The 23367-nt window shown below is 64.1% G+C and carries 21 protein-coding genes and 1 other RNA gene; 12 read left to right on the top strand and 10 right to left on the bottom strand.

Annotation, left to right across the window (positions count from 1 at the left end):
* The first annotated feature begins 59 nt into the window (after nucleotides 1-59).
* From thiP to JN280_RS11795, 7 genes are all read left to right on the top strand, one after another.
* Complete coding sequence (thiP, locus tag JN280_RS11825) at nucleotides 60-1685, top strand: thiamine/thiamine pyrophosphate ABC transporter permease (RefSeq protein ID WP_202312355.1); 1626 nt, start codon at nucleotides 60-62, stop codon at nucleotides 1683-1685.
* The gene (gene thiQ, locus JN280_RS11820) at nucleotides 1682-2437 is read left to right on the top strand and encodes a thiamine ABC transporter ATP-binding protein (protein WP_202312354.1); all 756 of its coding nucleotides are present in this window, start codon (nucleotides 1682-1684) and stop codon (nucleotides 2435-2437) included. The genes thiP and thiQ overlap by 4 nt, the downstream gene beginning before the upstream one ends.
* 209 nt (nucleotides 2438-2646) lie before the next feature.
* Nucleotides 2647-4080, top strand: a complete 1434-nt coding sequence (locus tag JN280_RS11815; RefSeq protein WP_202314702.1) for a M48 family metalloprotease — start codon at nucleotides 2647-2649, stop codon at nucleotides 4078-4080.
* A gap of 282 nt (nucleotides 4081-4362) precedes the next feature.
* The gene (locus JN280_RS11810) at nucleotides 4363-4623 is read left to right on the top strand and encodes a DUF2312 domain-containing protein (protein WP_202312353.1); all 261 of its coding nucleotides are present in this window, start codon (nucleotides 4363-4365) and stop codon (nucleotides 4621-4623) included.
* 1191 nt (nucleotides 4624-5814) lie between these two features.
* Complete coding sequence (locus tag JN280_RS11805) at nucleotides 5815-8787, top strand: autotransporter family protein (RefSeq protein WP_210387840.1); 2973 nt, start codon at nucleotides 5815-5817, stop codon at nucleotides 8785-8787.
* Between the two features lie 158 nt (nucleotides 8788-8945).
* Entirely contained in the window at nucleotides 8946-9680 is a 735-nt protein-coding gene (locus JN280_RS11800; RefSeq protein ID WP_202312351.1) for a DUF6065 family protein, read from the top strand.
* A 279-nt stretch (nucleotides 9681-9959) separates the two neighbouring features.
* The gene (locus JN280_RS11795; RefSeq protein WP_202312350.1) at nucleotides 9960-10301 is read left to right on the top strand and encodes a hypothetical protein; all 342 of its coding nucleotides are present in this window, start codon (nucleotides 9960-9962) and stop codon (nucleotides 10299-10301) included.
* 275 nt (nucleotides 10302-10576) lie between these two features.
* On the opposite strand, the gene JN280_RS11790 is transcribed toward JN280_RS11795, so the two are convergent.
* The 5 genes from JN280_RS11790 to JN280_RS11770 form a co-directional block, all read right to left on the bottom strand.
* On the bottom strand, nucleotides 10577-11230 hold the full coding sequence (locus JN280_RS11790; RefSeq protein WP_244743243.1) for an outer membrane protein: 654 nt from the start codon (nucleotides 11228-11230) through the stop codon (nucleotides 10577-10579).
* A gap of 239 nt (nucleotides 11231-11469) precedes the next feature.
* A complete protein-coding gene (msrB, locus tag JN280_RS11785) occupies nucleotides 11470-11871 on the bottom strand; it encodes a peptide-methionine (R)-S-oxide reductase MsrB (protein ID WP_202312348.1) in 402 nt (133 codons plus the stop codon).
* A gap of 91 nt (nucleotides 11872-11962) precedes the next feature.
* Entirely contained in the window at nucleotides 11963-13153 is a 1191-nt protein-coding gene (locus JN280_RS11780; protein ID WP_202312346.1) for a vWA domain-containing protein, read from the bottom strand.
* Nucleotides 13154-13156: 3 nt separating this feature from the next.
* Nucleotides 13157-13606 carry a GNAT family N-acetyltransferase gene (locus JN280_RS11775; protein WP_202312344.1) on the bottom strand — a complete coding sequence of 150 codons (450 nt, stop codon included), beginning with the start codon at nucleotides 13604-13606 and terminating at the stop codon, nucleotides 13157-13159.
* 217 nt (nucleotides 13607-13823) lie between these two features.
* Entirely contained in the window at nucleotides 13824-14666 is an 843-nt protein-coding gene (locus JN280_RS11770; protein ID WP_202312342.1) for an AAA family ATPase, read from the bottom strand.
* 168 nt (nucleotides 14667-14834) lie between these two features.
* Here JN280_RS11770 and ssrS point away from each other — a divergent pair.
* From ssrS to JN280_RS11750, 4 genes are all read left to right on the top strand, one after another.
* A non-coding RNA gene (ssrS, locus tag JN280_RS11765) (6S RNA) lies at nucleotides 14835-14992 on the top strand.
* 177 nt (nucleotides 14993-15169) lie between these two features.
* Nucleotides 15170-15757 (top strand): 5-formyltetrahydrofolate cyclo-ligase, encoded by a 588-nt coding sequence (locus tag JN280_RS11760; protein WP_202312340.1) that lies wholly within the window; start codon nucleotides 15170-15172, stop codon nucleotides 15755-15757.
* A gap of 65 nt (nucleotides 15758-15822) precedes the next feature.
* On the top strand, nucleotides 15823-16647 hold the full coding sequence (locus JN280_RS11755; protein ID WP_202312338.1) for a TIGR00282 family metallophosphoesterase: 825 nt from the start codon (nucleotides 15823-15825) through the stop codon (nucleotides 16645-16647).
* A gap of 207 nt (nucleotides 16648-16854) precedes the next feature.
* The gene (locus JN280_RS11750) at nucleotides 16855-17610 is read left to right on the top strand and encodes a TerC family protein (protein ID WP_202312336.1); all 756 of its coding nucleotides are present in this window, start codon (nucleotides 16855-16857) and stop codon (nucleotides 17608-17610) included.
* A gap of 74 nt (nucleotides 17611-17684) precedes the next feature.
* On the opposite strand, the gene JN280_RS11745 is transcribed toward JN280_RS11750, so the two are convergent.
* From JN280_RS11745 to JN280_RS11725, 5 genes are all read right to left on the bottom strand, one after another.
* Nucleotides 17685-19280 (bottom strand): GMC family oxidoreductase, encoded by a 1596-nt coding sequence (locus JN280_RS11745; RefSeq protein ID WP_202312334.1) that lies wholly within the window; start codon nucleotides 19278-19280, stop codon nucleotides 17685-17687.
* A gap of 25 nt (nucleotides 19281-19305) precedes the next feature.
* Nucleotides 19306-20712 carry an aldehyde dehydrogenase family protein gene (locus tag JN280_RS11740; protein WP_202312332.1) on the bottom strand — a complete coding sequence of 469 codons (1407 nt, stop codon included), beginning with the start codon at nucleotides 20710-20712 and terminating at the stop codon, nucleotides 19306-19308.
* A gap of 198 nt (nucleotides 20713-20910) precedes the next feature.
* A complete protein-coding gene (locus JN280_RS11735) occupies nucleotides 20911-21222 on the bottom strand; it encodes a type II toxin-antitoxin system RelE/ParE family toxin (protein WP_202312330.1) in 312 nt (103 codons plus the stop codon).
* Nucleotides 21219-21494 carry a type II toxin-antitoxin system ParD family antitoxin gene (locus JN280_RS11730; protein ID WP_202312329.1) on the bottom strand — a complete coding sequence of 92 codons (276 nt, stop codon included), beginning with the start codon at nucleotides 21492-21494 and terminating at the stop codon, nucleotides 21219-21221. The genes JN280_RS11735 and JN280_RS11730 overlap by 4 nt, the downstream gene beginning before the upstream one ends.
* Before the next feature lie 241 nt (nucleotides 21495-21735).
* Nucleotides 21736-22713, bottom strand: a complete 978-nt coding sequence (locus tag JN280_RS11725; protein ID WP_202312328.1) for a helix-turn-helix domain-containing protein — start codon at nucleotides 22711-22713, stop codon at nucleotides 21736-21738.
* Nucleotides 22714-22863: 150 nt separating this feature from the next.
* Here JN280_RS11725 and JN280_RS11720 point away from each other — a divergent pair, with 150 nt between their 5' ends.
* Complete coding sequence (locus JN280_RS11720) at nucleotides 22864-23352, top strand: MarR family winged helix-turn-helix transcriptional regulator (protein WP_202312327.1); 489 nt, start codon at nucleotides 22864-22866, stop codon at nucleotides 23350-23352.
* The last annotated feature ends 15 nt before the right edge of the window (nucleotides 23353-23367 follow it).

Below are 23367 nucleotides of genomic sequence, written 5' to 3'. Positions count from 1 at the left end.
TCCTCTCACCGCGCGCACGTCGCTCCCCACCGGAGGAACTCCGGTTGAGGGACATCGCCGTGACCCCACACACTCGCCGGCGCACCGACGCCCGCGTCGCCGCCGGCGCGACGGCGCTTGCGGCAATCGGCGTGCTCGTCGGCGGAGCCTTCGCCGGTCTCGCCATGGAGGGCGCGGCCGACCCGTCGGGAGCGATCTCCGCCTTCGACCCCTATATGGCCCGTGTCGTGCGCTTCACGCTCTGGCAGGCGCTGCTGTCGACCTTGCTTTCGGTGGCCCCGGCGATGTCAGTCGCACGGGCCCTGTCGCGCCATCCCGTTTTCCCCGGTCGCGGCTGGCTCGTCGGCCTGTTCGCGGTACCGCTCGGCCTGCCGGCAATCGTCGCCGCCCTCGGCATTCTGGCCCTGCTCGGCCGGGCCGGCTACGTCTCCGGTCTGTTCACGCTTCTCGGCGCCGACGGCTGGCCCGGCATCTACGGCCTCGCGGGCATCCTCATCGCCCATGTTTTTTTCAACCTGCCGCTCGCCACCCGTCTGTTCCTCGAAGCGCTCGATACCGTGCCCCCCGACCAATGGCGGCTGGCGAGCCAGCTCGGCATGGGCGCGACGGCAAGCTTCCGGCTGATCGAGTGGCCGGTTCTGCGAGCGAGCCTGCCCGGTGTCGCCGGTCTGGTCTTCATGCTGTGCATCACATCGTTCACGCTGGTGCTGACGCTGGGCGGCGGGCCCGGCGCCACGACGCTGGAGGTGGCGATCTACCAGGCGCTGCGGTTCGACTTCGACCCGGCACGGGCGGCCGCCCTGACGATGCTGCAGATCGCCCTCGCCATGGCTGTCGTCGCCCTGCTCGCCCGCATCGGAGCACCGTCCGCAAGCGATACGGGCCTCCCCGTGTCGCGGCCACGCCTCGTCGCGGCCGGCGCCGCCGAGACCGTGCTGAATGCGATGCTGATCGTGCTCGCAGCCCTGCTCGTCGTGAGCCCCATGGCCGCGACGGTCATCGGCGGTCTCGAAGCCGATCTCCTCCGGCTGGTGGGCGAGGCATCCGTGCGCAAGGCCGCAACCACCAGCCTCGCATTCGCCTTCCTGTCCGCATTGATCTCGGTGACGACAGCCCTTTCCCTGGTGTCCGCGCGCCGGGCGCTGGAGCTCGGCCGCCGCCGGGGTGAAAGGCCTTCCCTGCTGGAGCGCCTGGCCGACACCGGCGCCGGCTTCGTGCTCGTCGTGCCGCCGCTCGTCGTCGGCGCGGGCTGGTTCATCCTGCTGCGCCATATCGGCGACGTCCTGCTGTTCGCGCCTGTCATGGTCGTTTCCGTCAACGCGGTGATGGCGATGCCCTTCGCGGTGCGCGCCATTCGCCCGGCCTATGACGCAGCCAGCGAACGCCATGAGAGATTGTGCGCGCAACTCGGTCTCGCCGGCTGGATCCGGCTGCGTCTTGTCGAGCTGCCTGTGCTGCGCCGGCCGCTGCTGACCGGCTTCGCTTTCGCCATGGCCTTGTCGCTCGGCGATCTCGGCGTGATCGCCCTGTTCGGCAGCGATGCCGTCCAGACCCTGCCCTATCTGCTTTACCAGCGCCTGGGCAGCTATCGGACGGCCGACGCGGCCGGATTGGCGCTGTTGCTCGGGGGGCTCTGCCTCGTCCTCATGCTCGCGGCCGATCGGCTGGGAAGGAAGCCGGCATGAATGTGGAAACGATCGGCGGCGTCACGCTCGACGATATCAGCTTCAGCTATGGCGAGACATCGTTGCATTTCGACGTCGGGCTGCCCCGGGGCGCGTTCGCGGCCGTCATGGGGCCGAGCGGATCCGGCAAATCGACCTTGCTCAACCTGATTGCGGGTTTCGAGACGCCCGCCTCGGGCCGCATCGTCATCGACGGCCACGACGTCACGGGCCTGCCGCCCTCGGCGCGCCCGGTGTCGATGGTCTTCCAGGAGAACAACCTCTTCGCCCATCTCTCCGTGGAGGCCAATGTCGGTCTCGGCCTGTCGCCGTCGCTGCGCCTCTCAGCCGAAAACCGCGCGACGATCGCCCAGGCTCTGGAGCGCACCGGATTGGCCGGCAAGGGTAAACGGCTGCCGCGGCAGCTTTCCGGAGGGGAGCGTCAGCGGGTTGCGCTCGCCCGCGTGCTGGTCAGGGATCGCCCGGTGCTCTTGCTCGACGAGCCTTTCGCCTCGCTCGGCCCGGCCTTGCGCGAGGAGATGCTGGACCTCCTCATGGCCCTTCATGCCGAACGCAGGCCGACTGTACTGCTCGTCACACACCATCCCGGGGATGCCGAGCGGATTGCCGAACGGGTCGTCTTCGTCGAGGACGGCAAGATCGCCGCGGCCGGCACCACAGCCGAATTCTTCGCAGACTCTGGTCCGGAAGCCTTCCTGCGTTATATTGGGCAGACAAGGCGTGCGAGCGGGATTGCCCGGAAGCGGACATAATTTGCAGCCAAGGGTCCTTACGCGGACACCGGCGAATCCTTGTATGTTGCCGAAGACTGTGGCTTAGGTCGCGTAAAGCTGGTCCGTCGTGCCTACGACCGGCTCCTGTGGGCAGGTCGACGAATCGAAAGGATGGGAACCTGACTCTGGCTCCGAACCGCCCCGTGCCGCTGCGCCTGCGCCATCTGCGCCTGGCCGCCGCCGTCGCGATGATGGCGGTGCTGTCGGGTTGCATGTTCAATGCCGCGGACTCGCTCAGCGAAAACGCGTTCCAGCCGTCGAACAACCCGGTCACCGTCGACACGGTATCGCGCAACGACCGGCTGGCGGAGCTCGCCAGGGGCCAGCATCCGCGCATCCTGGCCACCTATGGCGGCGAATACTCCGACCCCAAGCTGGAGCGCATGGTCGCAAAGGTCGTCGGCAATCTGACGGCGGAATCGGACAATCCGAACCAGGCCTACCGCATCACCATTCTGAATTCGCCCAACGTCAACGCCTTTGCCCTGCCCGGCGGCTATCTCTATGTCACGCGCGGCCTGCTGGCGCTCGCCAACGATTCCGCCGAACTCGCCGCCGTCATCGCCCATGAGATGGGCCACGTAACCGCCAATCACGGCCTGCAGCGCCAGCAGAAGGAGGCCGAGGAGGTACTGGCGACCAAGGTTGTTTCCGACGTGCTCGGCGACAGCCAGGCAGCGAAGGCCGCTCTCGTGCGCGGCAAGCTGCGCCTTGCCCAGTTCTCGCGCAATCAGGAGCTCGAGGCCGACGCGATCGGCATTCGCCACAGCTCGCGCTCCGGCTACGACCCCTATGCAGCGTCGCGTTTCCTGCAATCCATGGCCGCCTACAGCGACCTTCGCAGCGTGACCGGCGCCGCCGACGCCAGCCTCGACTTCCTGGCCAGCCACCCGAACGCGCCGCAGCGCATCGAACTGGCCCAGGGTCATGCACGGCAGTTCGGCGCACCCGGCGTCGGGGCGCGGGACCGCGATTCCTTCCTCGCCGGCATCGACGGACTGTTGTTCGGCGACACCGCCGACGAAGGTTATGTGCGCGGCAACACCTTTCTGCATCCGCGCCTCGGCCTCTCCTTCTCGGTTCCGTCGGGCTTCGTGATCGACAACTCGGCCGCGGCGGTCACCGCGACCGGCCCGGGCGAGACCGCGATCCGCTTCGACGGCGTCGCCCTCGATCCGAAGGTGCAACTCGTCGACTACGTCCGCAGCGGATGGGTGGCGGGCCTCGATCCGAGCAGCGTGCGCGCCGAGACCATCAACGGCAACGAGGCCGCGGTGGCGCGCGCCCGCGCCGACGGATGGCAGTTCGACATCGTCGTCATAAGGGCCGGCGGTCAGGTCTACCGGCTGCTCACCGCCGCTCCGGCCGCGAGCACGGCGCTCGACGGCATCGCGCGATCGGTCAGCGGCAGCTTCAAGCTGCTGACCCCGGCCGAGAAAGCGGCCCTCAAGCCGTTGCGCATCCGCATCGTGACGGTGCGACCGGGCGACACGGTCGGCTCGCTGGCGGCATCCATGGTCGGCGTCGACCGCAAGCTCGACCTCTTCCGCGTGCTCAACGCGCTCGGCCCCGGCGCCAGCGTCTCGGCCGGCCAGAAGGTCAAGATCGTCACGGACCGCTAAAGCATGTCTCCCGAAAGTGGGTACCGGTTTCGGGACAAAGACATGCGTCAAATCAAAGACCCACGGCGTGTTGCGTGCGTCCGTTCACACGCAACACGCTGTAGTCGCGACCCGTTGCAGAAACGCCTCTCTTCCGGTCCCGTTGAACGCCGATCGCGACGCCTTGCCCGCGGGGCATCCCTTTCGTCTTGACCCTTATGCCTTCATCGGGCATCGAAACGCCCGATCTTGGGCGGCTCCGACTCGGCAGTCGCCTTCCCCATGACTTTGCAGGAGACAATGATGGCCGAGGACATCACCGAAACCAGCCAGACCGTTGCCGCGGGCCAGCTCCGCTCGATTATCGAGCGCATCGAGCGGCTTGAAGAGGAAAAGAAGACGATCGCCGACGACATCAAGGACGTCTATGCCGAAGCCAAGGGCACCGGTTTCGACACCAAGGCGATCCGGACCATCATCCGGCTCAGGAAGCAGGACCAGGCCGAACGGCAGGAGGAGGAATCGATCCTCGACCTCTACAAAGCCGCCCTCGGCATGGAGTAACCCAACGGCCACCCCTGAACGGAAGGCGATGGGCTGGACGCGCCCATTGCCACCTGCATTGTACAAGCGCCAGGAAGTGCGCGAGACTGCGCCGACAGCTTGACGTCGTGCACCGGATCCTCCCGGACAATTCCCTTCCTGCGAGGCGGTCGGTTTTGCTGGCCACTCGCCCCGGCATCTCGTCGACACAGGATGCACGCAAGCTTCGGGAGGCGGCCCCGACGCCAGAAAAGGGTAGCCTATTGGACCATGTTCAATGACGCGGGCGGCGAAACGCTCGATAGGCATGTCGGCGCGACTCGCGTTGCCTCCAGACATCCCTGCCAAACTGTTTGGTCTCTGACGCTGCGCGAAGCAGAAACGCACCCGCCCTTCCGATGCGCTTGTCATCGCGTCGCTTCACTTATTTGACCGCGGCCTTCATCCTTACGACAAAGGCGGTCAACGGCTGTCCATTTGATGACGATCCAATGAAGCGGACCCCAAGATGGGCTTTTTCATATTGACCTTTTTCCTGCCGCGGGATGCTCTCGCTAGAGATGCTCAGGCATCAGTCGTTTCCCGCGCAAATCGTCGAGAACCGTCCGGCATTCAGAGCAGCGCCCCGCCTTTGTCGATCTAGACCTTTGGTCCAACTATCGTGGTGTTTGCTCTCCATGAGAGATTTCGACGCCAAAGAGGGGAGCGCACGATCGGGCTTATGAAGCTGATGGTGCGTCGGGAAGCGAGGGATCAAAGTCAGCACAATGGGCCGAACAGCTTCAGATCGGCGGCACGCGCGAAGGGCGCCTCGATCCGAGCCAGCCCGACATGAAGGTTCCACGCAAGGTCACCAGGGGCGGCTCGCATCTACGTGCACCCAACTACTGCCGGCGATATCGGCCCGCTGCGCGCATGGCGCAGCCGGTCGGCACGTCGAGTGCATCGTGCGCGCAAAGTGAATTTTTCGGCGGTTTTTCCTGTTGCGCGCATACCACACCCGCTCGCCAATTCGGCGGGGCTGGCCGTTCTTGAGATTGACAAGGACGAGCCGTCCACCAAACCTTCAACCTGGGGGTGTCGTCGACTGTGATGGAACGATCGATGATTCGCCGCTTGCCGCCCCTTAGTGCCTGTTCAAGCGCGACCGCTGCCGGAAACAGCGCTTTGAGGCATCAGACCGAAAGGCGCGGAACGGCAACTTCCTCAGCCATGTCGGTGCGCCTGCCGAACCTGAGCGATATCGGCCAACGACGACGACGCCCAATCCTTCGCAACGTGCTTCTTCAATCCGTCGCCTCGATCGCTCTTCTGTGCTTGAGCGATGCGCAGGCGTTTGCCGCCTGCCATGAAACGCCTCCCGGCTCCGGAACCTTCGACTGCGAAGGGCAGATCAATGAAGGCTTCACCTCGGCGGGGGAGTCGGTCACGGTCACCGCTCACCCCAATGCGGTCTTCAACGCCGACGTCTCCATCACCGGACCCGGAACGAGCACGCTGAACAATGACGGCACGCTGAACAACGGCCTGTTCGCCGTGGACAATGACCTTTTCACGCTCAACAACAACGGCACTCTTCAGAACGGAATCGTCGGCAGCGGCGACGGCATCATCGTCATCAATCACAACGGGGTGATCAACAGCGGTGGCATCACGATCACCGGCAACGGCGAGAATAGACTCAACATTTTTGCCGGCAAGACCGTCAACGGGCTGGCGGACATTGCAGGCGCCAGAAATTTCGTCGACAGCCAGGGAACCTTCAACGCCGGGCTGACGATGACCGGCACGGAGCTCAACTCGGTGATCATCCGCGCAGGCGCTGCGGTGAGCGGCACCTTCAGCCTCACCGGTCCCCGCAACTTCATCGACAATTTCGGCACGTTCAACAGCGGCATCACGCTGACCGGTGACGGGTTAAACCTTGTCGTCAACCGCCAGGCCGGGGTGATGCAGGGCATCATCAGCAACGGCTCGGCGAGCGACTTCTTCTTCAATGACGGGCGCATCAACCAGGCCGTCACGCTGGGCGATGGCGACGACGTCCTCATCAATCGCAACCTCGTGTCCAACGTCATCGACATGGGCGACGGCGACGATGTGTTCGACATGGCGGACGGCACGGTCAACGGAAATGTGCTCCTGGGCTCTGGCGAGGACCAGGCACTCATTCGAAACGGGACAATCACGAACACCGTGCAAGGCCAGGACGGGGACGACCACGTCGTCTGGACCGGCGGTGAGATCATCGGCCTCGACACGGGAGCCGACACCGATTTTGCCCATTTCATCGGCCTCACGCCAACCAATCTGAAGACCGGACTTCCCGTCAATGGCGGGTTGGGGTCGGACGACGTGCTGCTGTGGACAAATACGGTCGGGGGCGACGTCGCCCGCTATACGAACTGGGAGCAGTTCGAGCTTACGGACAGCTCCGAGTTGACGTTCGACAACTATGCTACGTTGAAACTCGGCGATTCGGGCACCGGGACCGGAACGCTTGCCATCGACGAAACGAGCACGGTGTTCGCGGGCAACGGCACCCATACGGTCGCGCCGTTCGCAAGCGGTCAGTTCATCGCCGTCCACAATTGGGGCACGATAGACCTAACGAACAACAATTCGAACGCTACCGACAGGTTCGTTGTCCAGGGCGACTATATAGGTCAGGGTGGCAGCCTCAACCTGCAGACCTTCCTCGGCACCGACGTTTCTCCCTCCGATCGACTGGTCATCGACGGCGGCCAGGGGAGCGGCGCGACAAGCATTCTGGTGACAAACGTGGACGGACCGGGGCAACTGACAGTCGCCGACGGCATACTTGTGGTCGATGCACTGAACGGCGCGACGACCACTGCAGGTGCGTTTGCGCTCGGCAGTCCCGTTGCCGCCGGACCGTTCGAATATTTGCTGTTTCGCGGTGGCGTAACGCCGGGATCCGAGACCGACAACGATTGGTTCCTGCGCAGCAGCAGGGCCTCTCCTCCGCCGCCTCCGCCGGCACCCCCGGCGCCGCCTCCGCCGCCACCGCCACCGCCGCCACCTCCTGCGCCGCCTCCGCCGCCGCCACCACCTCCCGCGCCGCCGCCGCCACCACCTCCTGCGCCGCCGCCGCCGCCACCTCCTGCGCCGCCGCCGCCACCTCCTGCGCCGCCGCCGCTCCCGAACGTGCGTCCGGAGGTGCCCGGACATGTGATTGCGCCGCTCGCAGCCCAACGGCTCGGGCTGTTGTCTCTCGGCACGTTCCATCAACGGCGTGGCGACCAATCGCTTCTGATCGGCGACGGCGCCTTGCTTTATTCGCTTCCCGAGCCGCAGGGCGCCGACGTGCCGTATGACGGTGTCCGTCCGCCGCCCATTGTGTGGGGCCGGGTGTTCGGCGCCGACAGCGACCTCAGCGCCAATGCGACGCTGAACGTCGCCGGATACGAACTCGCCCCGGCCTTCGATGGCACCTATTGGGGGCTACAGGCCGGCAGTGACATCGTCGGCATCGAGCACGAAAACGGCCATGTCGATCGCTTCGGGCTCTTCTATACCCATGCCGAGACGTCCGGTGACATCAGCGGCAACATATTGGGCGGCCTGAACCTTCAGGCCGGGAGTCTCGATCTGACCGAGGACAGCATCGCCGGCTACTGGACCCGCACGACGCCGAGCGGCTGGTATGTCGATACCGTCGTCAAATATGGCTGGCTCAACGGCGCGAGCACGTCGAGACGCGGCATCGGCGCCAACATCGAGGGCACCAGCTTCGCCGCCTCGATCGAGACCGGTCGGCCCTTCGTCATTTCCGATGGGTGGGCGATCGAACCGCAGGCACAACTGATCTGGCAGGGCATCGACTTCGAAGATAGCCGCGACCGGTTCTCCGAGATCATCCATGACAGGTTCGACGCCTGGACCGGGCGGGTCGGTGCGCGGCTCGAACGCAGCCTGGGGACGCATCTGGCGCATCTCGGTGTCAACCTGTGGCATGGTTTCTCGGCGGAGCCGACCGTCACATTCAACACGACTCCGCTGGTGCTCGACACAGGCGGGACCTGGCTGGAGGTGAATGGCGGCGCGGCCTTCCAGATCAACGACAACCTGTCCGCCTTCGGCGACGTGAGCTACGCCTTCGATGTGGACGGTGCCGATCACAACGCCTTCGGCGGCCAGATCGGCGTCAAGCTGAGGTGGTAGAAGGCCGCCGCGGCGGCAGCGCTGGCGGCGTCATCGATGCGGCCGGACGGCGACGCTGCCGCCGCCCGGCATGATATCAACCTTTCGTCCGGCTGTAGCAGGACGAAAACGAGTTCGGCATCGACAATGCCGAAACGCAACACGATAGACTCCATTGCATGAGCCAGCTTACCGCCTACGTCATCGACGGACATGAACTGCGCATTCGGCCAGCACCCGTAGAGCGCCAATGGATGGACGATACCGATCAGCGCTACGCCTACCGCTGCCTGCCGCTGAACATTGCCAATGCGCATGGCTGGGAGGTTCTGTGCGCCACGGGATTTTCCGCCGTCTGGGACGGCCGCGATAGCCTCGACGCGATCCGTATCAAAGCAAAACCCGGAACCGTGCCGCCCGCAATCAGTCATTTCGGGAGTGGAGTCCTCACATTCCATATCCCTTGCCTTTTCCGGACAGATCAAGGCGTCGATCTGTTCGTGACCGGGCCACTCAATCGGCCCAAAGACTCGATCGCTGCGCTGTCAGGCATCGTCGAGACCGACTGGGCGCCCTATACCTTCACCATGAACTGGAAGTTCACGCGCTCGAACCAGAGAGTCCACTTCGAGATCGACGAACCCTTCTGCCTGATCTTTCCACTCAGGCGCGGCGGTGTCGAGGAGGTGACGCCGGAAATCCGCAACCTCTCCGAGAACCCCGAACTGGATCTCGAATACAGGCAGTGGTCAGAGAGCCGGAACAATTTCAACTCGTCACTGGCCGACCCGGCGTCGAAAGCCGCTCAGGACAAATGGCAGAAGGCGTATTTCAGAGGTGTGCATCCATCGGGCGCGGCGGGCCCGGAAGAGCATCGCAGCCGGCTGCGCCTCCGGCCGTTCAAGCGGCCATGATTGCGGGGAGGGCGCGTCGCGGCGAAGGCAGGTCATACGCCAACGGGCCTCTCTTCGAAACCATCCATCGATCGACGGTCACGTCCAGGAGGGTCGTGCGTTCCGAAAATCGATTCCGATTCCCGAGCCGATGCTGTAGTGGTCCTGACGCATCCTCCGGAACAGGCCCCAAGCGAATGTGGCGCTTCGAATTCGACCTCGCACATGTCACATCAGACGGAGTGCGAATGTCGAACTCGCTCCACCGGCGGTCGAGCATCTCCGCAAAAGGTCGGGACCATGGGTGAAGGTGCGGCCGCAAAGATACCGGCAAGGACGGAGCCTGAACCGGGGTTCCTGGTCGCGCGCTGGCGCGGGCAGGTGACGATGTCGCGGCTGTTCTGGTGGGACATGGTCGTGGTCGGCAGCGCAATCAATGTGGCAACCACGATCGCAGCGCTGATGGTCCTTGGGATGAAGGTGCCGGTCGCGCTCGCGCTCGCCGTCCATCTCCTTGCGCTGCCCTACAATCTGTTTCTGTTCCTGGCCGTTTGGCGTACCGCCGAGAAAACCACGCCGAAAATCGCCTGGATCGCGCAGTTGGGCGCGGCAGCCTGGGTAATCCTTGCAACGATGCTGTGAGGAGCAGGAATGGAACCGATCGTGACGAAAAATAAAGCGGCAGTCCCCATGCTACGGGAACATGCCGCTTGAGGCGTCGGTCACGTGCAAACAATCAACGTTGGAGCGGGAACGTGCCCTTACATCCCGTTGCCGAGCATCAAGGAAGATGCCGCGCCTATCATCGCGCGAGATGTCGCTCCAGAAAATCAATTCCATCGGCGGCTCGGAAATCGCTATCGACCTCCGAGCCGTTGGCGCGAAGCCGTCGACAGGCAACGGCGTCGGTCTCTATATCACCACTTGTAGGCGACGCCGACCGTCACGGTGTTGTACTGGATGTCCAGGTTGCCGTTGTCGAAGACATCGGAGTCGCCGAAGTCGTAATAGCGATATTCGAGCCGGCCGATCCAGTTGTCGGTGAAGGCGTAGTCGACACCACCGCCGAGGGTCCAGCCGGTATAGGTTTCGCTCGCGCTGATATCGAGCCCGCCGATCGTCGTGTCGGCGGAAACGCCGGTAAAGGCAACACCGCCGGTACCGAAGATCAAGGCCCGATCGATGGCATAACCCGCTCGAGCGCGGATCGAAGCCAGCCAGTCGGCGCCGACATCAACGGCCAGTCCGCCGACGTCGAAAGTCTGGTCGTTCCACAACGCATTGATATCGGCTTCACCACCGAACACGAAAGATCCGTATTGCCATTGGTAGCCGACGTAACCGCCCAGAAGGCCACCGTCGAAATTGTCCTTGACGGACACGAATGGGTCGGAGAAACGGGCATTGGACCAGGCATATCCGCCCTGGAGACCGATATATGGTCCCGTCCAGGTGAATGTCGGGGTTTCGATGACGACCGGCGGCGGCTCGATCACGGCATCGGCGGCCTTCGCTCCTGTGGCGGCAAGAACCGCCAGCGCCGACGCGAATAGGAAGTAGCTTGAACGCACGTTGACCTCCAGGTTCCGAAACCCCCAAGGCCCCACTGCTCCACCCATGGAGATATCTATACTATGAAATCGTCCCGCTTACTGTGCCTTTGACGCAACAGCAACCGCGCCATCAAATCTCAACTTAAAGTAGATCTGGTCCCGGTGACGGGGCAGCGGATGTGAGCACGGCGACTTGGCTCTTTCCTCAAGGAACGTCCTGGCCCATCTCCTGACCTGCGCCTTTCGGCGCGCAGCGCTCAGTCCGGCTCGAAGTTCAGCGCCACACCGTTGATGCAATAACGCAGATGGGTCGGCGGCGGGCCATCCTCGAACACATGGCCGAGATGGCTGCCGCAGCGCGAGCAATGGACTTCCGTGCGCACCATGCCGTAGCTGCGGTCGACCGTGGTCTCCACCGAACCCGGCACCGGATCGTTGAAGCTCGGCCAGCCGGTGCCGCTCTCGAATTTGAGGCTGGATTCGAACAGCGGCTGCTCGCAGCCGGCGCATTTGAACGTCCCAGCGCGCTTCTCATGAAGCAGCGCGCAGCTTCCAGGCCTCTCCGTGCCGTGCTGGCGCATGACGGCATATTGTTCCGGCGTCAGCAAGGCTCGCCATTCGGCGTCGGTTCGGGTGACTGGATAGCGGTGCTCGTCCATCGTGATCTCCGGGTTGGTCTGCCCAATGTAGGGTCGCACCGCGTGTTGCGGAAGATGCGCGCTACGCATCCGCCCCAAGGGCGCGTTGCGCCTAGTGCTTGCGGGACAGTTCCTTCGTCGCGGCCTCGAGGCCGGCGAGCGTCAGGGGATACATGCGCTGACCGAAGATGTCGCGGATCATGCCGATCGAATGGGTGTAGCTCCAGTGCTTCTCCCGCACCGGATTGAGCCAGACCGCATTCGGCCATTGCGCAAGCACCCGCTGCAGCCAGGTGATGCCTGGCTCGGCGTTCCAGTGTTCGACCGATCCTCCGGCATAGGCGATCTCGTAGGGGCTCATCGACGCGTCCCCGACGAACACGACCTTGTAGTCGTGGCCATATTTGTGCAGCACGTCAAAGGTCGGGATCACCTCCTGGTGACGGCGGCGATTGTCTTTCCAGACGCCTTCATAGAGGCAGTTGTGGAAGTAGAAATATTCGAGCTGGCGGAACTCGGCCCGGGCCGCCGAGAACAGTTCCTCGACGATCCGGATGTGATCGTCCATCGAGCCGCCGACGTCGAAGAACATCAAAAGCTTGACCGCGTTGCGCCGCTCCGGGCGGGTCTGCACGTCGAGATAGCCGTGCTCGGCGGTGGCGTGGATCGTGCCGGGCAGGTCGAGTTCCTCCTGCGCGCCCTCGCGGACCCAGCGGCGCAGGCGCTTCAGGGCGATCTTGATGTTGCGCGTGCCGAGTTCGACCGAATCGTCGAAATTCCTGAACTCGCGCTTGTCCCAGACCTTCACGGCGCGACGGTGGCGGCTCTCGTGCTGGCCGATGCGCACGCCTTCGGGATTGTAGCCATAGGCGCCGAAGGGTGAGGTGCCGGCGGTGCCGATCCATTTCGAGCCGCCCTGATGACGGCCCTTCTGCTCTTCCAGCCGCTTCTTCAGCGTCTCCATCAGCTTTTCGAAGCCGCCGAGCGCCTCGACCAGCCGCTTCTCCTCCTCGCTCAGATGCTTCTCGGCGAGACGGCGCAGCCATTCCTCGGGAATGTTCGCGACATCGATCGCCCCCTCGCCCGAGATGGCCTCGACGCCCTTGAACACATGGGAGAATACCTGGTCGAAGCGATCGATATGGCGCTCGTCCTTCACCAGGGCGGCGCGCGCCAGATAATAGAAACCCTCGACGTCGTAGGTGACGAGATCCGCCTCCATCCCCTCCAGCAAGGTCAGATATTCGCGCAGCGATACCGGGACGCGGGCGGCCTTAAGCTCGAGGAAGAACGGGATGAACATCGGTCAGCTCAACAGGTCATATTCGATGAAGCCGGTTCGCCGCGCGACGTGGTCATAGAGGCGACGCGCCGTCGTGTTGGTTTCGTGGGTCATCCAGTAGACATTCGTCACGCCGGCCTTGGCCGCCTCGTCCTTGACGGCCTGGATCAGGGCCGCGCCGACGCCCTTGCCGCGAATGGCGGGATCGGCGAACAGGTCCTGCAGGTAGCAGTTGTTGACGAGAGACCAGCAACTGCGGTGGAAGAGATAATGCACCAGCCCGACGGGCTTGGCGTCGGCCAGTGCCAGAAAGCCCTTCGGCTCGAACTCGCCCGGCGTGAAGAGCCGTTTCCAGGTCGAGGCGTAGACCTCCTCGGGCAGGCGCGTTTCGTAGAAGGTGAGGTAGTCGGTCCACAACCGGCGCCACGCCTCGTGGTCGGCCTGCTCGAGCGGACGGACGATAATCTCGGACATGGTCTTCCTCTCCCGGTCAGTCGCGCCTGCCGCCTTCGGCGGCGAGATCGCGGTATCGTTCGAACCGGCATTCCATGCCGCCTGCTCCGCAGCAAGAGTCCACGAGCGAAATCTCCCTAAGCACACATTCGTTGGCAAGCCAACGAATGGTCGCTTAGGCCTTTGTCTTGTCGCAGATTCTTGTCGGAAAACCGTGGGACGCTTTTCCGGAATCTGCTTAGCCCTGCTGCCGCCGCGCCATGAAGGCCAGCCTTTCGAAGAGGTGAACGTCCTGCTCGTTCTTCAAGAGTGCGCCATGCAACCGCGGCAACGCGTTCTTGGCGTCGGCGCGCAGGTCCTCCGGCTGGATGTCGTCGGCCACCAGCAGGCGAATCCAGTCGAGCGCCTCCGATGTCGACGGCTTCTTCTTCAGCCCGGCAACCTCGCGCACCTCGTAGAACTGGGTCAGCGCCGCGCGCACCAGGCTCTGCTTGATCCCCGGATAATGGACGTCGACGATGCGGTGAAGCGTCTCGGCATCGGGGAAGCGGATATAGTGGAAGAAGCAGCGGCGCAGGAAAGCGTCCGGCAATTCCTTCTCGTTGTTGGAGGTGATGATGACGATCGGCCGGACGCTCGCGCGGATCGTCTCGCCGGTCTCGTAGACAAAGAACTCGTTTCTGTCGAGTTCCTGCAGCAGGTCGTTCGGGAACTCGATGTCGGCCTTGTCGATCTCGTCGATCAGGAGCACGACCTTCCTGTCCGCGGAAAACGCATCCCACAGCTTGCCGCGCTTGATGTAGTTGCGGATGTCGTTGAACCTGGCATCGCCGAGCTGGGAATCGCGCAGCCGCGACACGGCGTCATATTCGTAGAGGCCCTGCTGCGCCCTGGTCGTCGACTTGACGTGCCATTCGATGAGATCGAGGCCGAGCGCGGCGGCCACCTGCCTGGCCAGTTCCGTCTTGCCGGTGCCGGGCTCGCCCTTGACCAGGAGCGGACGCTCCAGGGCGATCGCGGCATTGACCGCCACCATCAGATCCTTGTCGGCGACATAGGCCGACGTACCTTCAAATCGCATACGAAAAATCCTGCCGTTGAGTTGGCCAGACCCTACGGACCGTTCGCCGGCCGCGCAAGCCCGGGCGTTGCCGCAGCCCGTGCCCCAGGGCCCGACGCGGTTGCCGAACAGGGGATTCCTTCCATATGGAACTGGCGCAGCGGCAGCGGCTCCACTATATTGCGCAATGGCGATCTGGGCCTCTCGGCAGGAGTAACATTTCCCCGGGGCCTTATCGATCTCGAAGGGAGCTGTCCCTGATTGGGCCCGTGGGTCCTTTCATATGGCGCCCACCTACTTTGTAGGTTCCCGGGATCGACTTCTCCACCGGTCCGCCTGGATCGCCGCTTTGCTTTCGCTCCCGTCCATCACTGCGCCGGCAGGACGAACCGCCCCTGGGGGAGGGACGCGCGGACATTCGCGCGATCGGTCGGACGGCCGCCTCAGAACCTGTGTCTCCAATGAGCCCGTAGATGGCGTTTCGCTCATGGCTTGCCGATGACGGCTGGGCTATGACTTGCGCCATGACCGAACCAAGAGCCCTCAAAAGAGCCCTTCGTCAGGAGGCGCTTGCCCGGCGCGACGCGCTCGACCCGTCATGGCGCATCGAGGCGGCGCTGCGCATGGCCGACGCAGCGCGAGACCGCATCGCGTTCGAACACGGCAGCATCGTGTCGGGCTTCTGGCCGATGCGCTCCGAGGTCGATGTCCGCCCGATGATGTTTGCGCTGCGCGAGAAGGGCGCGCGCCTTGCCCTGCCGGCCATTCTCGACAAGACGACGATCGTCTTTCGCGAACTGACGCGCGAGGGCCGGCTGGTCGACATGGGGTTCGGCACGTTCGGACCAGGCGAAGAGGCCGAAGTGCTCGACCCGTCGATCATGCTGGTACCGCTCGCCGCTTTCGACCGGCGCGGTCACAGGATCGGATACGGCGCCGGCTATTACGACCGGGCGATCGCGCGGCTGCAGGCGAACGGCCACGCCCAGCGGCTCATCGGCATAGCCTTCGACTGTCAGGAGGTCGCCAACGTGCCGGACGAGCCCCATGACGTTGTTATCGGCGAGATCCTGACCGAAAGCGGGTTGCGCAGCTTTGCCGGGGCTGGCTAGAAGGGATAGTTTGCTGTCGCACGACTTCCGGCGAAGCCGTGCCTTTTCTCCTGACGTGGCTTCTGATGAGACTTCTCTTTCTCGGCGACATGGTTGGACGTACCGGACGCACCGCGGTCTGGGAAAGACTGCCTGATCTGATCTCCGAATTCCGACTGGACTTCGTGATCGTCAATGGCGAGAACGCGGCCGGCGGCTTCGGCATCACCGAGGAGATATTCCGCGAGACGCTTGCCGCCGGCGCCGACGTGGTGACGACAGGCAACCATGTCTGGGACCAGCGCGAGGCGCTGGTCTTTGCCCCCCGCGAGGAGCGGTTCCTGCGCCCCGCCAACTTCCCGAAAGGTACGCCGGGCCGGGGCTCGGGCGTCTATGTCGCGAAGAACGGGGCGCGCGTGCTGGTCGCCAACATCATGGGGCGCATCTTCATGCAGCCCGACCTCGACGACCCTTTCCAGGCCGCCGAACGCGAGCTGGCGGCCTGCCCGCTGGGCGAGCAGGCCGACGCGGTGGTGATCGATTTCCACGCCGAGGCGACGAGCGAAAAGATGTGCTTCGCGCATTTCGTCGACGGGCGCGCCAGCCTCGTCGTCGGCACCCATACGCATCAGCCGACCGCCGACCATCAGATCCTCAATGCCGGCACGGCCTATATCACGGACGCCGGCATGTGCGGCGACTATGATTCCTCCCTCGGCATGGACAAGGAGGAGCCGCTCAACCGCTTCCTGTCGAAAGTGCCCAAGGGTCGTTTCGAGGCGGCGAGCGGACCGGCGACGATCTGCGGCGTCGGCCTCGAGATTTCGGATCGGACCGGGCTCGCCGAGAAGATCGCACCGTTGAGGCTCGGGCCGCGGCTCGAGGAAGCGGTGCCGTCCTTCTGGCGCTAAGCGGGTTTCGGAAACGTGTGCCACGGTTGCGGGCGAAAGCGCGGGTGAAGCCACGCAAGCCTGCTCGGCGCGGCGGGCGACCGACCGAGCCAGCACGAGCGACCCGGATTCCGGGAGCGGCGGGAGCATCTCGCCGATTGACGCCGCCTCATACAAACCCTAACTCTGCTGGACCTTCCATTCGGCTTTCCACGGGCACCCACGCAAATGATCGACTTCCTTGCGCCGCATTTGGTCTGGCTCAACGATCCGACCGCATGGGTGGCGCTGGTCACGCTGGTCGTGCTCGAAATCGTGCTCGGCATCGACAACCTGATCTTCATCTCGATCCTGACCAACAAGCTGCCGCCCGAGCAACAAGTGCCGGCTCGCCGCCTCGGCATCGGCGCGGCGCTGATCATGCGGCTTCTGCTGCTCGCGACCATTTCCTTCATCGTCAAGCTCACGACGCCGATCTTCACCGCCTTCGGCCACGGCTTCTCCTGGCGCGACCTCATCCTGATCGCCGGCGGCCTGTTCCTCGTCTGGAAGGCGACAAAGGAAATCCACCACACGGTCGACCCCGAGGATCATAAGGATTCCATGGTCGGCACCCTGCAACTCACCCTTGCCGGTGCGATCTTCCAGATCCTGCTGCTCGATCTCGTCTTCTCGATCGATTCCATCATCACCGCGGTCGGCATGACCGACGAGATCGCGATCATGTATATCGCGGTCATCGTCGCGGTCTCGGTGATGCTGATGGCCGCCACGCCGCTCGCCAATTTCATCGCCAAGAACCCGACCATCGTGATGCTGGCGCTCGGCTTCCTGCTGATGATCGGCATGACGCTCATCGCCGACGGCTTCGGTTTCCACGTCCCGAAGGGCTACATCTACGCCGCCATGGGCTTCTCGGCCCTCGTCGAAGGGCTGAACATGATGGCGCGGCGCAGAAAGAAGGCGCGGGACGAGTCGCACTGACACCTCGCGCCGCGCGTCCGTTGAGTTGCGCGGTCTGATGAGACAAGGCACGAAGACCGACACCGGTCGAAGCTTCAGGCGGCGACGTCCTTCCCTGTCATGAAGCGGGCGGCGCGCTCGCCGATCATCATGGCCGGTGCATTGGTGTTGCCCGAGACCAGCGTCGGCATGATCGAATTGTCGCAGACCCTGAGGCCCTCGACGCCGCGCACCTTCAGGTCCTCGCCGACCACGGCCATTGGGTCGCCGTCCGGCCCCATCTTGCAGGTTCCGGACGGGTGGAAGACCGTCTTCGAGACCTGCCTCACATAGTCCTCCATGGCGCTGCGATCCTTCTCCACGCCGGGCTTGGGAAGGACACGCCGTTTCACGAGCCGCGCCAATGACGGCGCCTCCAGTATCCTGATGCCGAGTTCGACGCCGCGCACCAGCGTATCGACATCGGCCTGCACCGACAGCGCGTTCGCCTTGAACAGCGCCGTGTCCTTCTGGTTCGCCGATCTGAGCTTGACGGTTCCGCGCGACTGCGGCCTGAGGAAGCACGGTCCGATGCTGATGCCGTGGCCGGGTTCCGGCGGCCGGTCGACGAATCCGATCAGCACCGGAAGCACATGGAACTGCACGTCGGGCTGGCCGGTTCCCGCGGTGTCGGCGAAGCCGCCGCATTCGACGACCGTCGAGGTCAAGAGGCCGGTGCGCGACGTCATGTATTGCAGCATGTGGCGCGCGGCGGCGAGACCCTTGTCCTCGCCGAGGATCGAAATCGGCTCCTTCGTCTCTCCCTGAACGGTGCATTCCAGGTGATCCTGGTAGTTCTCGCCGACCCCCGGCAGGTCGGCCACCACCTCGATGCCGTGGCTCCTGAGATGCGCCGCCTCGCCGATGCCGGACAGCTGGAGGATCTTCGGGCTGGCGAGCGCTCCGGCGGTCAAGGCGATCTCACGCGACGCAACGATGGTGCGGCCGTCTTCGAGTTCGACGCCGATCGCCCTGCGTCCCTCGAACCGCACGCGCGCGACACGGGCATTGGTCATCACATGGAGATTGCCGCGCGTCTCGGCGTCCCTCAGGAAAGCCCGCGCCGAGCTCCAGCGCTGTCCCTCATGGGTCGTGGTCTGGTAGAAGCCGACGCCGGCCTGCGTCGCGCCGTTGAAATCCTCGTTGTAGGGCAGCCCCACCTCCTGGGCGGCGCGGATGAAGGCCCAGCTCAGCGGATGGCCGAAGCGCTTGTCGGACACTTTCAACGGTCCATCCGCCCCGTGATAGTCGTTGCTCAGCCGCTGGTTGGCCTCCAGCGCGCGGAATACCGGCAGGACCTTGTCGAAGGACCAGTTGAGGCAGCCCATCTGTGCCCAGCTGTCGTAATCTGCCTGCTGGCCGCGGATATAGATCATGGCGTTAAGCGAGGAGCCTCCGCCGATCACATTGCCCTGCGGCACGATCGACGGGCGACCGTTGAGCCCCGCCTCGGGCTCCGACGTGTAGGGATGGACGTCCCTGCCCTTCTCCAGGACCTTGAAGAAGGTCGCCGGTATATGGATGTAGCGGTCGGTGTCGCGGCCGCCCGACTCGATCAGCAGGACCTTGCTGCTCGCCTGTTCCGACAACCGCGCCGCGAGCACGCAGCCCGCCGACCCGCCGCCGACGACGATGTAGTCGTATTCCGCCATGGCTCCCTCTCCCGGTTCCGCGGTGTCAGCAGAAAAGCGTCTGCGCGGTCGTATATTCCTTGAGCCCGTCGGCCGCGAATTGCAGGCCCACGCCGGAGTTCTTCACCCCGCCGAACGGCGCGTTGGGCTGGATGGCGCCGTGCTTGTTCACCCATGCCGAACCGCATTCGAGCCGCAGCGCATAACGCTTCGCCGCATCGATGTCCTTCGACCAGACCGAGCCGCCGAGACCATTGGGATTGTCGTTCGCGCGTGCGATCACCTCCTCGACATCGGAGTAGCGGATCACCGGCAGCACCGGTCCGAACTGCTCCTCGTCGACGAGGCGGACGCCGTCGGCGACATCGGCGACGATGGTCGGCGGATAATAATAGCCCGCGCCTCCGGACGGTTCGCCTCCGAGCAGGATCCTGCCGCCATTGGCTTTCGCGTCCTCGACGAGGTCGCAGACCTTGCGGAACTGCATCTCATTCTGCACCGGTCCGAGGATGCTTGTCTCGTCGAGGCCGTCCCCGATGGGGATATTGCGCGCGAAGTCGACCAGCGCGTCGCAGACCTCGTCATAGATGCTGTCGTGGACATAGAGCCGCTTCAGCGCCGCGCAGGTCTGGCCGCCATTGATGAAGGCACCCCAGAACAGGCCTTCGGCCACCTGCTGCGGGTCGACGTCGGGCAGCACGATGCCGGCATCGTTGCCGCCGAGTTCGAGGGTGAGCCGCTTCAGCGTCTCGGCGGCCGAGGCCATGACCTTGCGGCCGGTCGCGGTCGAGCCCGTGAACACCATCTTGGAGATGCCGGGATGCGCCGACATCGCCGCTCCGATCGAATTCTCGCCGGTCACGACATTGACCACGCCTGCCGGCAGCACCTCGTTCATCAGTTCGACCAGGCGGATGGTCGAGAGCGGCGTGTTGGGCGATGGCTTGATGACGACCGTATTGCCGGTGCGGACCGCCGGGATGATGTGCCAGCAGGCGATCATGACCGGCCAGTTCCACGGCGTGATCGATCCGACCACGCCGATCGCCTTGCGATGGAGTTCGACGCGGCCTTCGTTGTTGTCCTGCAGGATTTCCATCGGCAGGTCGAGATCGGCCGTATGATGCGTCCAGGCCTGCGCGCCGCCCAGTTCGAAGCGCGAGCCCAGTCCGTTGAGCGGCTTCCCCTGCTCGAGCGTCAGCAATCTGGCGAGCTCTTCGGCATGCTCGGCGATTTTGGCGCCGATGGCATGACAGGCGGCCTCGCGATCCTCGTCGCTAGCCATACTCCAGATCGCGAAAGCCCTTCGGGCCGCCTCCACCGCGGCGTCGAGATGGGCTGATGAAGCGAGCGGCATCAGCCCTACGACCTCTCCGTTCGAAGGATTGCGCACCTCGGCATGATGCTCGGCGGCGACGCGCTTGCCGTCGATGATGAGATCGTATCGTTCCATGGCCCGGCTCCTCCAGCTCTGCCGGAGACTAGGGTCGATCGGACAGGTTCGTCTTGGAGACGCGCGCGACGTTCTTTGGAGAAAAGCGCGTTACTGGAGGGCTCACAAGGCGAGCCGTCGGTGGGACACCCCTTCAAATGCCAAGCTTTTGCTGCGACCCGGCAAAGCCGGAGAAACTCTCGGGGAACGTTTAGCCTGTTATTCCTCCTCGTCCCCCAAGGCTGCCTCGTAGTCCTGGCCGCCATAGAACACGCCAGCTATATTCACGGTGCCGTCTGCCACCTCGAACGCGATCGTCACGCGCCGCTGAAACCCGAGCGTTCGCAAGCCCGGCCGAATATCGTCGCGCCGCATCCCTCGGTGCGGAAAGGTTCGCAGATTTTCGCAATAGTCCACGATGGAATCGACATACCGCGCCGCCATCCTGGGCGACCCTACCCCGGCAATATGGGTTTCCAGTTCGTCAAGCTGGTTGAGAGCTTCCGGGGTGAACCGAACAGTATGGGTCACGCCGAGGCTGGCCGCTTGCGCTTCTCAGCAAGGTGCTGGCGCACCTGCTCCACACTGAGCGCCCGGCCGGGGTCGGCCTTCAGTTCGTCATAGGCAACGGCAACTTCCGTGCGCAACCAGGTATCAAGGGCCTTGTCGCGCGCCTGCAAGGCGCGGAGGCCGTCGCGGACAACCTCGCTCTCGCTGGCATATTCGCCCGACGAAACCTTTGCCTTGACCATCTGCGCCATTTCGTTTGGCAACGTGATGCTGAACTGTTGCGTGCTACGCATGGCATTTTCCCTCCATCAATCGCGCTCGATAGGATTTAACACTATCAGATATGGAGCTGATCGGGAACCGCGCTACCCTCGTTGTCGATAAAGGCGCTCATCGCCCGCTCGATCGTCCCGGCATCGTGATTTCGTGGCGGTCGGTACAGGAAGATCGCTTCGAGAATTTCGGCGCACCGCTTCTACGGCTGCGTCGAGGTGGGCAGGCGCGAGCAGCCCAGTCCTACGACTTCCCAGTTCGCTACTGGACGGACGGCCTGCTAGTCCCTCGCAGATAGCCGGACGGCGCGCTGCCGAATTTCTCCCGGAAGGAGCGGTTGAAATAGGAGATGTCGTTGAAGCCGCAAGCGAAGGCGATGTCGGCGATCGAACGGCCCTTGCCGGCCGAACGTTCGCGCTCCAGGAGCTCTGCGGCAAGCTTCAGCCTTTTGTCGCGGATCATCGCGGTACAGGTGGCGCCGGTCGACTGGAAATCCTCCTGCAGGGTGCGCAACGAAACCGAGAGGCGTTGCGCCAGCCATTTCGGCCCCAGCTCGGGCTCCGTCAGATGACGGTCGATCAGTTCGAGCACCAGTTCGACACGCTGGCCGGCGCCGGAAACGGTCGCCATCAGTTCGACGACGTCGTCGCCCATAAAGGAGAGCCGGGTCGCGTCGTAAAGCAGCGACTTCAGATGGTCGCCCTTGGAGCCGCCGGTATCGCCGCTCAGCATCTTGGCGACCAGGGAGCGCAGCGTGGTGGCCATCGGGTCCGACCTGTCGAGCCGGCTCGCCACTTCGAAGCGCACCGAACGGTGCGCATACATGGTCTGGCGTGGCAGGTGCACCGAGATCTGGTTCGAAAACCGGCCGGAAAAGACGAAGCGCGACGGCCTGGTCGAATCGACCAGGATGCAGTCGCCTTGCTGCAGCACCGCCTGGCGGCCGGACTGTTCTATGCCGCAGGCCCCTGTGAGCTGAATGATGAGGAAGAGGTGTTCCTGGTCATCCCTGCGAATATCGGCAGTATGGCGCTCGACCGCTGAAAGGTCCTTGGTGACATGGGCAAAATCGATGCCACCGGCATAAAGCGCTTCGACCGCCCCGGTGATCGCCTTGCGGCCTTCGGCCGGAACAGGATGATAGTTGCCGCAGACCGCCTGCAACTGGCTGGCCCACGCCTCCAGGGGCTGGGTCTCCCACCGGGGCCTGAACAGCCCGCCGACCGCCTGCAGCTCCATGCTCGTCCTCCCGCGGAAAGACTAGCCGCCGAGTTCCATCGAAATCAACCCGCAACCGAAAATAGTTTGAGACAAAACTAACTTGCCGCGCTCGGCTGCGTTGTCTATGGTGTTCGCAATACGAGCACGAAGACAGCGATCCGGAGTATCATGAGCGAGACGACGACCCGAAAGGCGAAGAGCGCCAAGGCGGCGGCCGAGAAGGTCGAGCCGGTGAAGCTCGGCAAGCTGGACTCCTATATCGGCTTCAACCTGCGGCTCGCCCAGAACGCATCGTTCAAGGCCTTCAAGCGCCACACCGGCGACGCCGAACTGCGGCCGGGCTGGTTCGCGGTATTGAGCCTCATCCATGATAATCCCGGCATCACGCCGATGGCGCTCAGCAAGGCGAGCGGCCGCGACAAGTCGACCCTGACGCCGGTGCTGCGCGACCTCCTGCGCCTGAAGCTGATCGCGCGGGAGACGGTGGAGAACGACAAGCGCAGCTACACGCTGTCGCTCACCCGGCTCGGCAAGGACAAGCTCGCCATGCTTGCCGAGCACGCGGCGGCCCACGACCGCACCCTGGACGAGATCGTCGGCGACAAGAAGGAAGAGCTGATCCGCCTGCTCAAGCGCATTTCGGCGCTGCTCGACTGATCGGCGGGAGTGTTT

This window comes from Mesorhizobium sp. L-8-10, assembly GCF_016756635.1.
Classification (GTDB): domain Bacteria; phylum Pseudomonadota; class Alphaproteobacteria; order Rhizobiales; family Rhizobiaceae.
The sequence above is the reverse complement of the archived record's forward strand: the minus strand, read 5'-3'. Positions and strand labels throughout refer to the sequence as shown.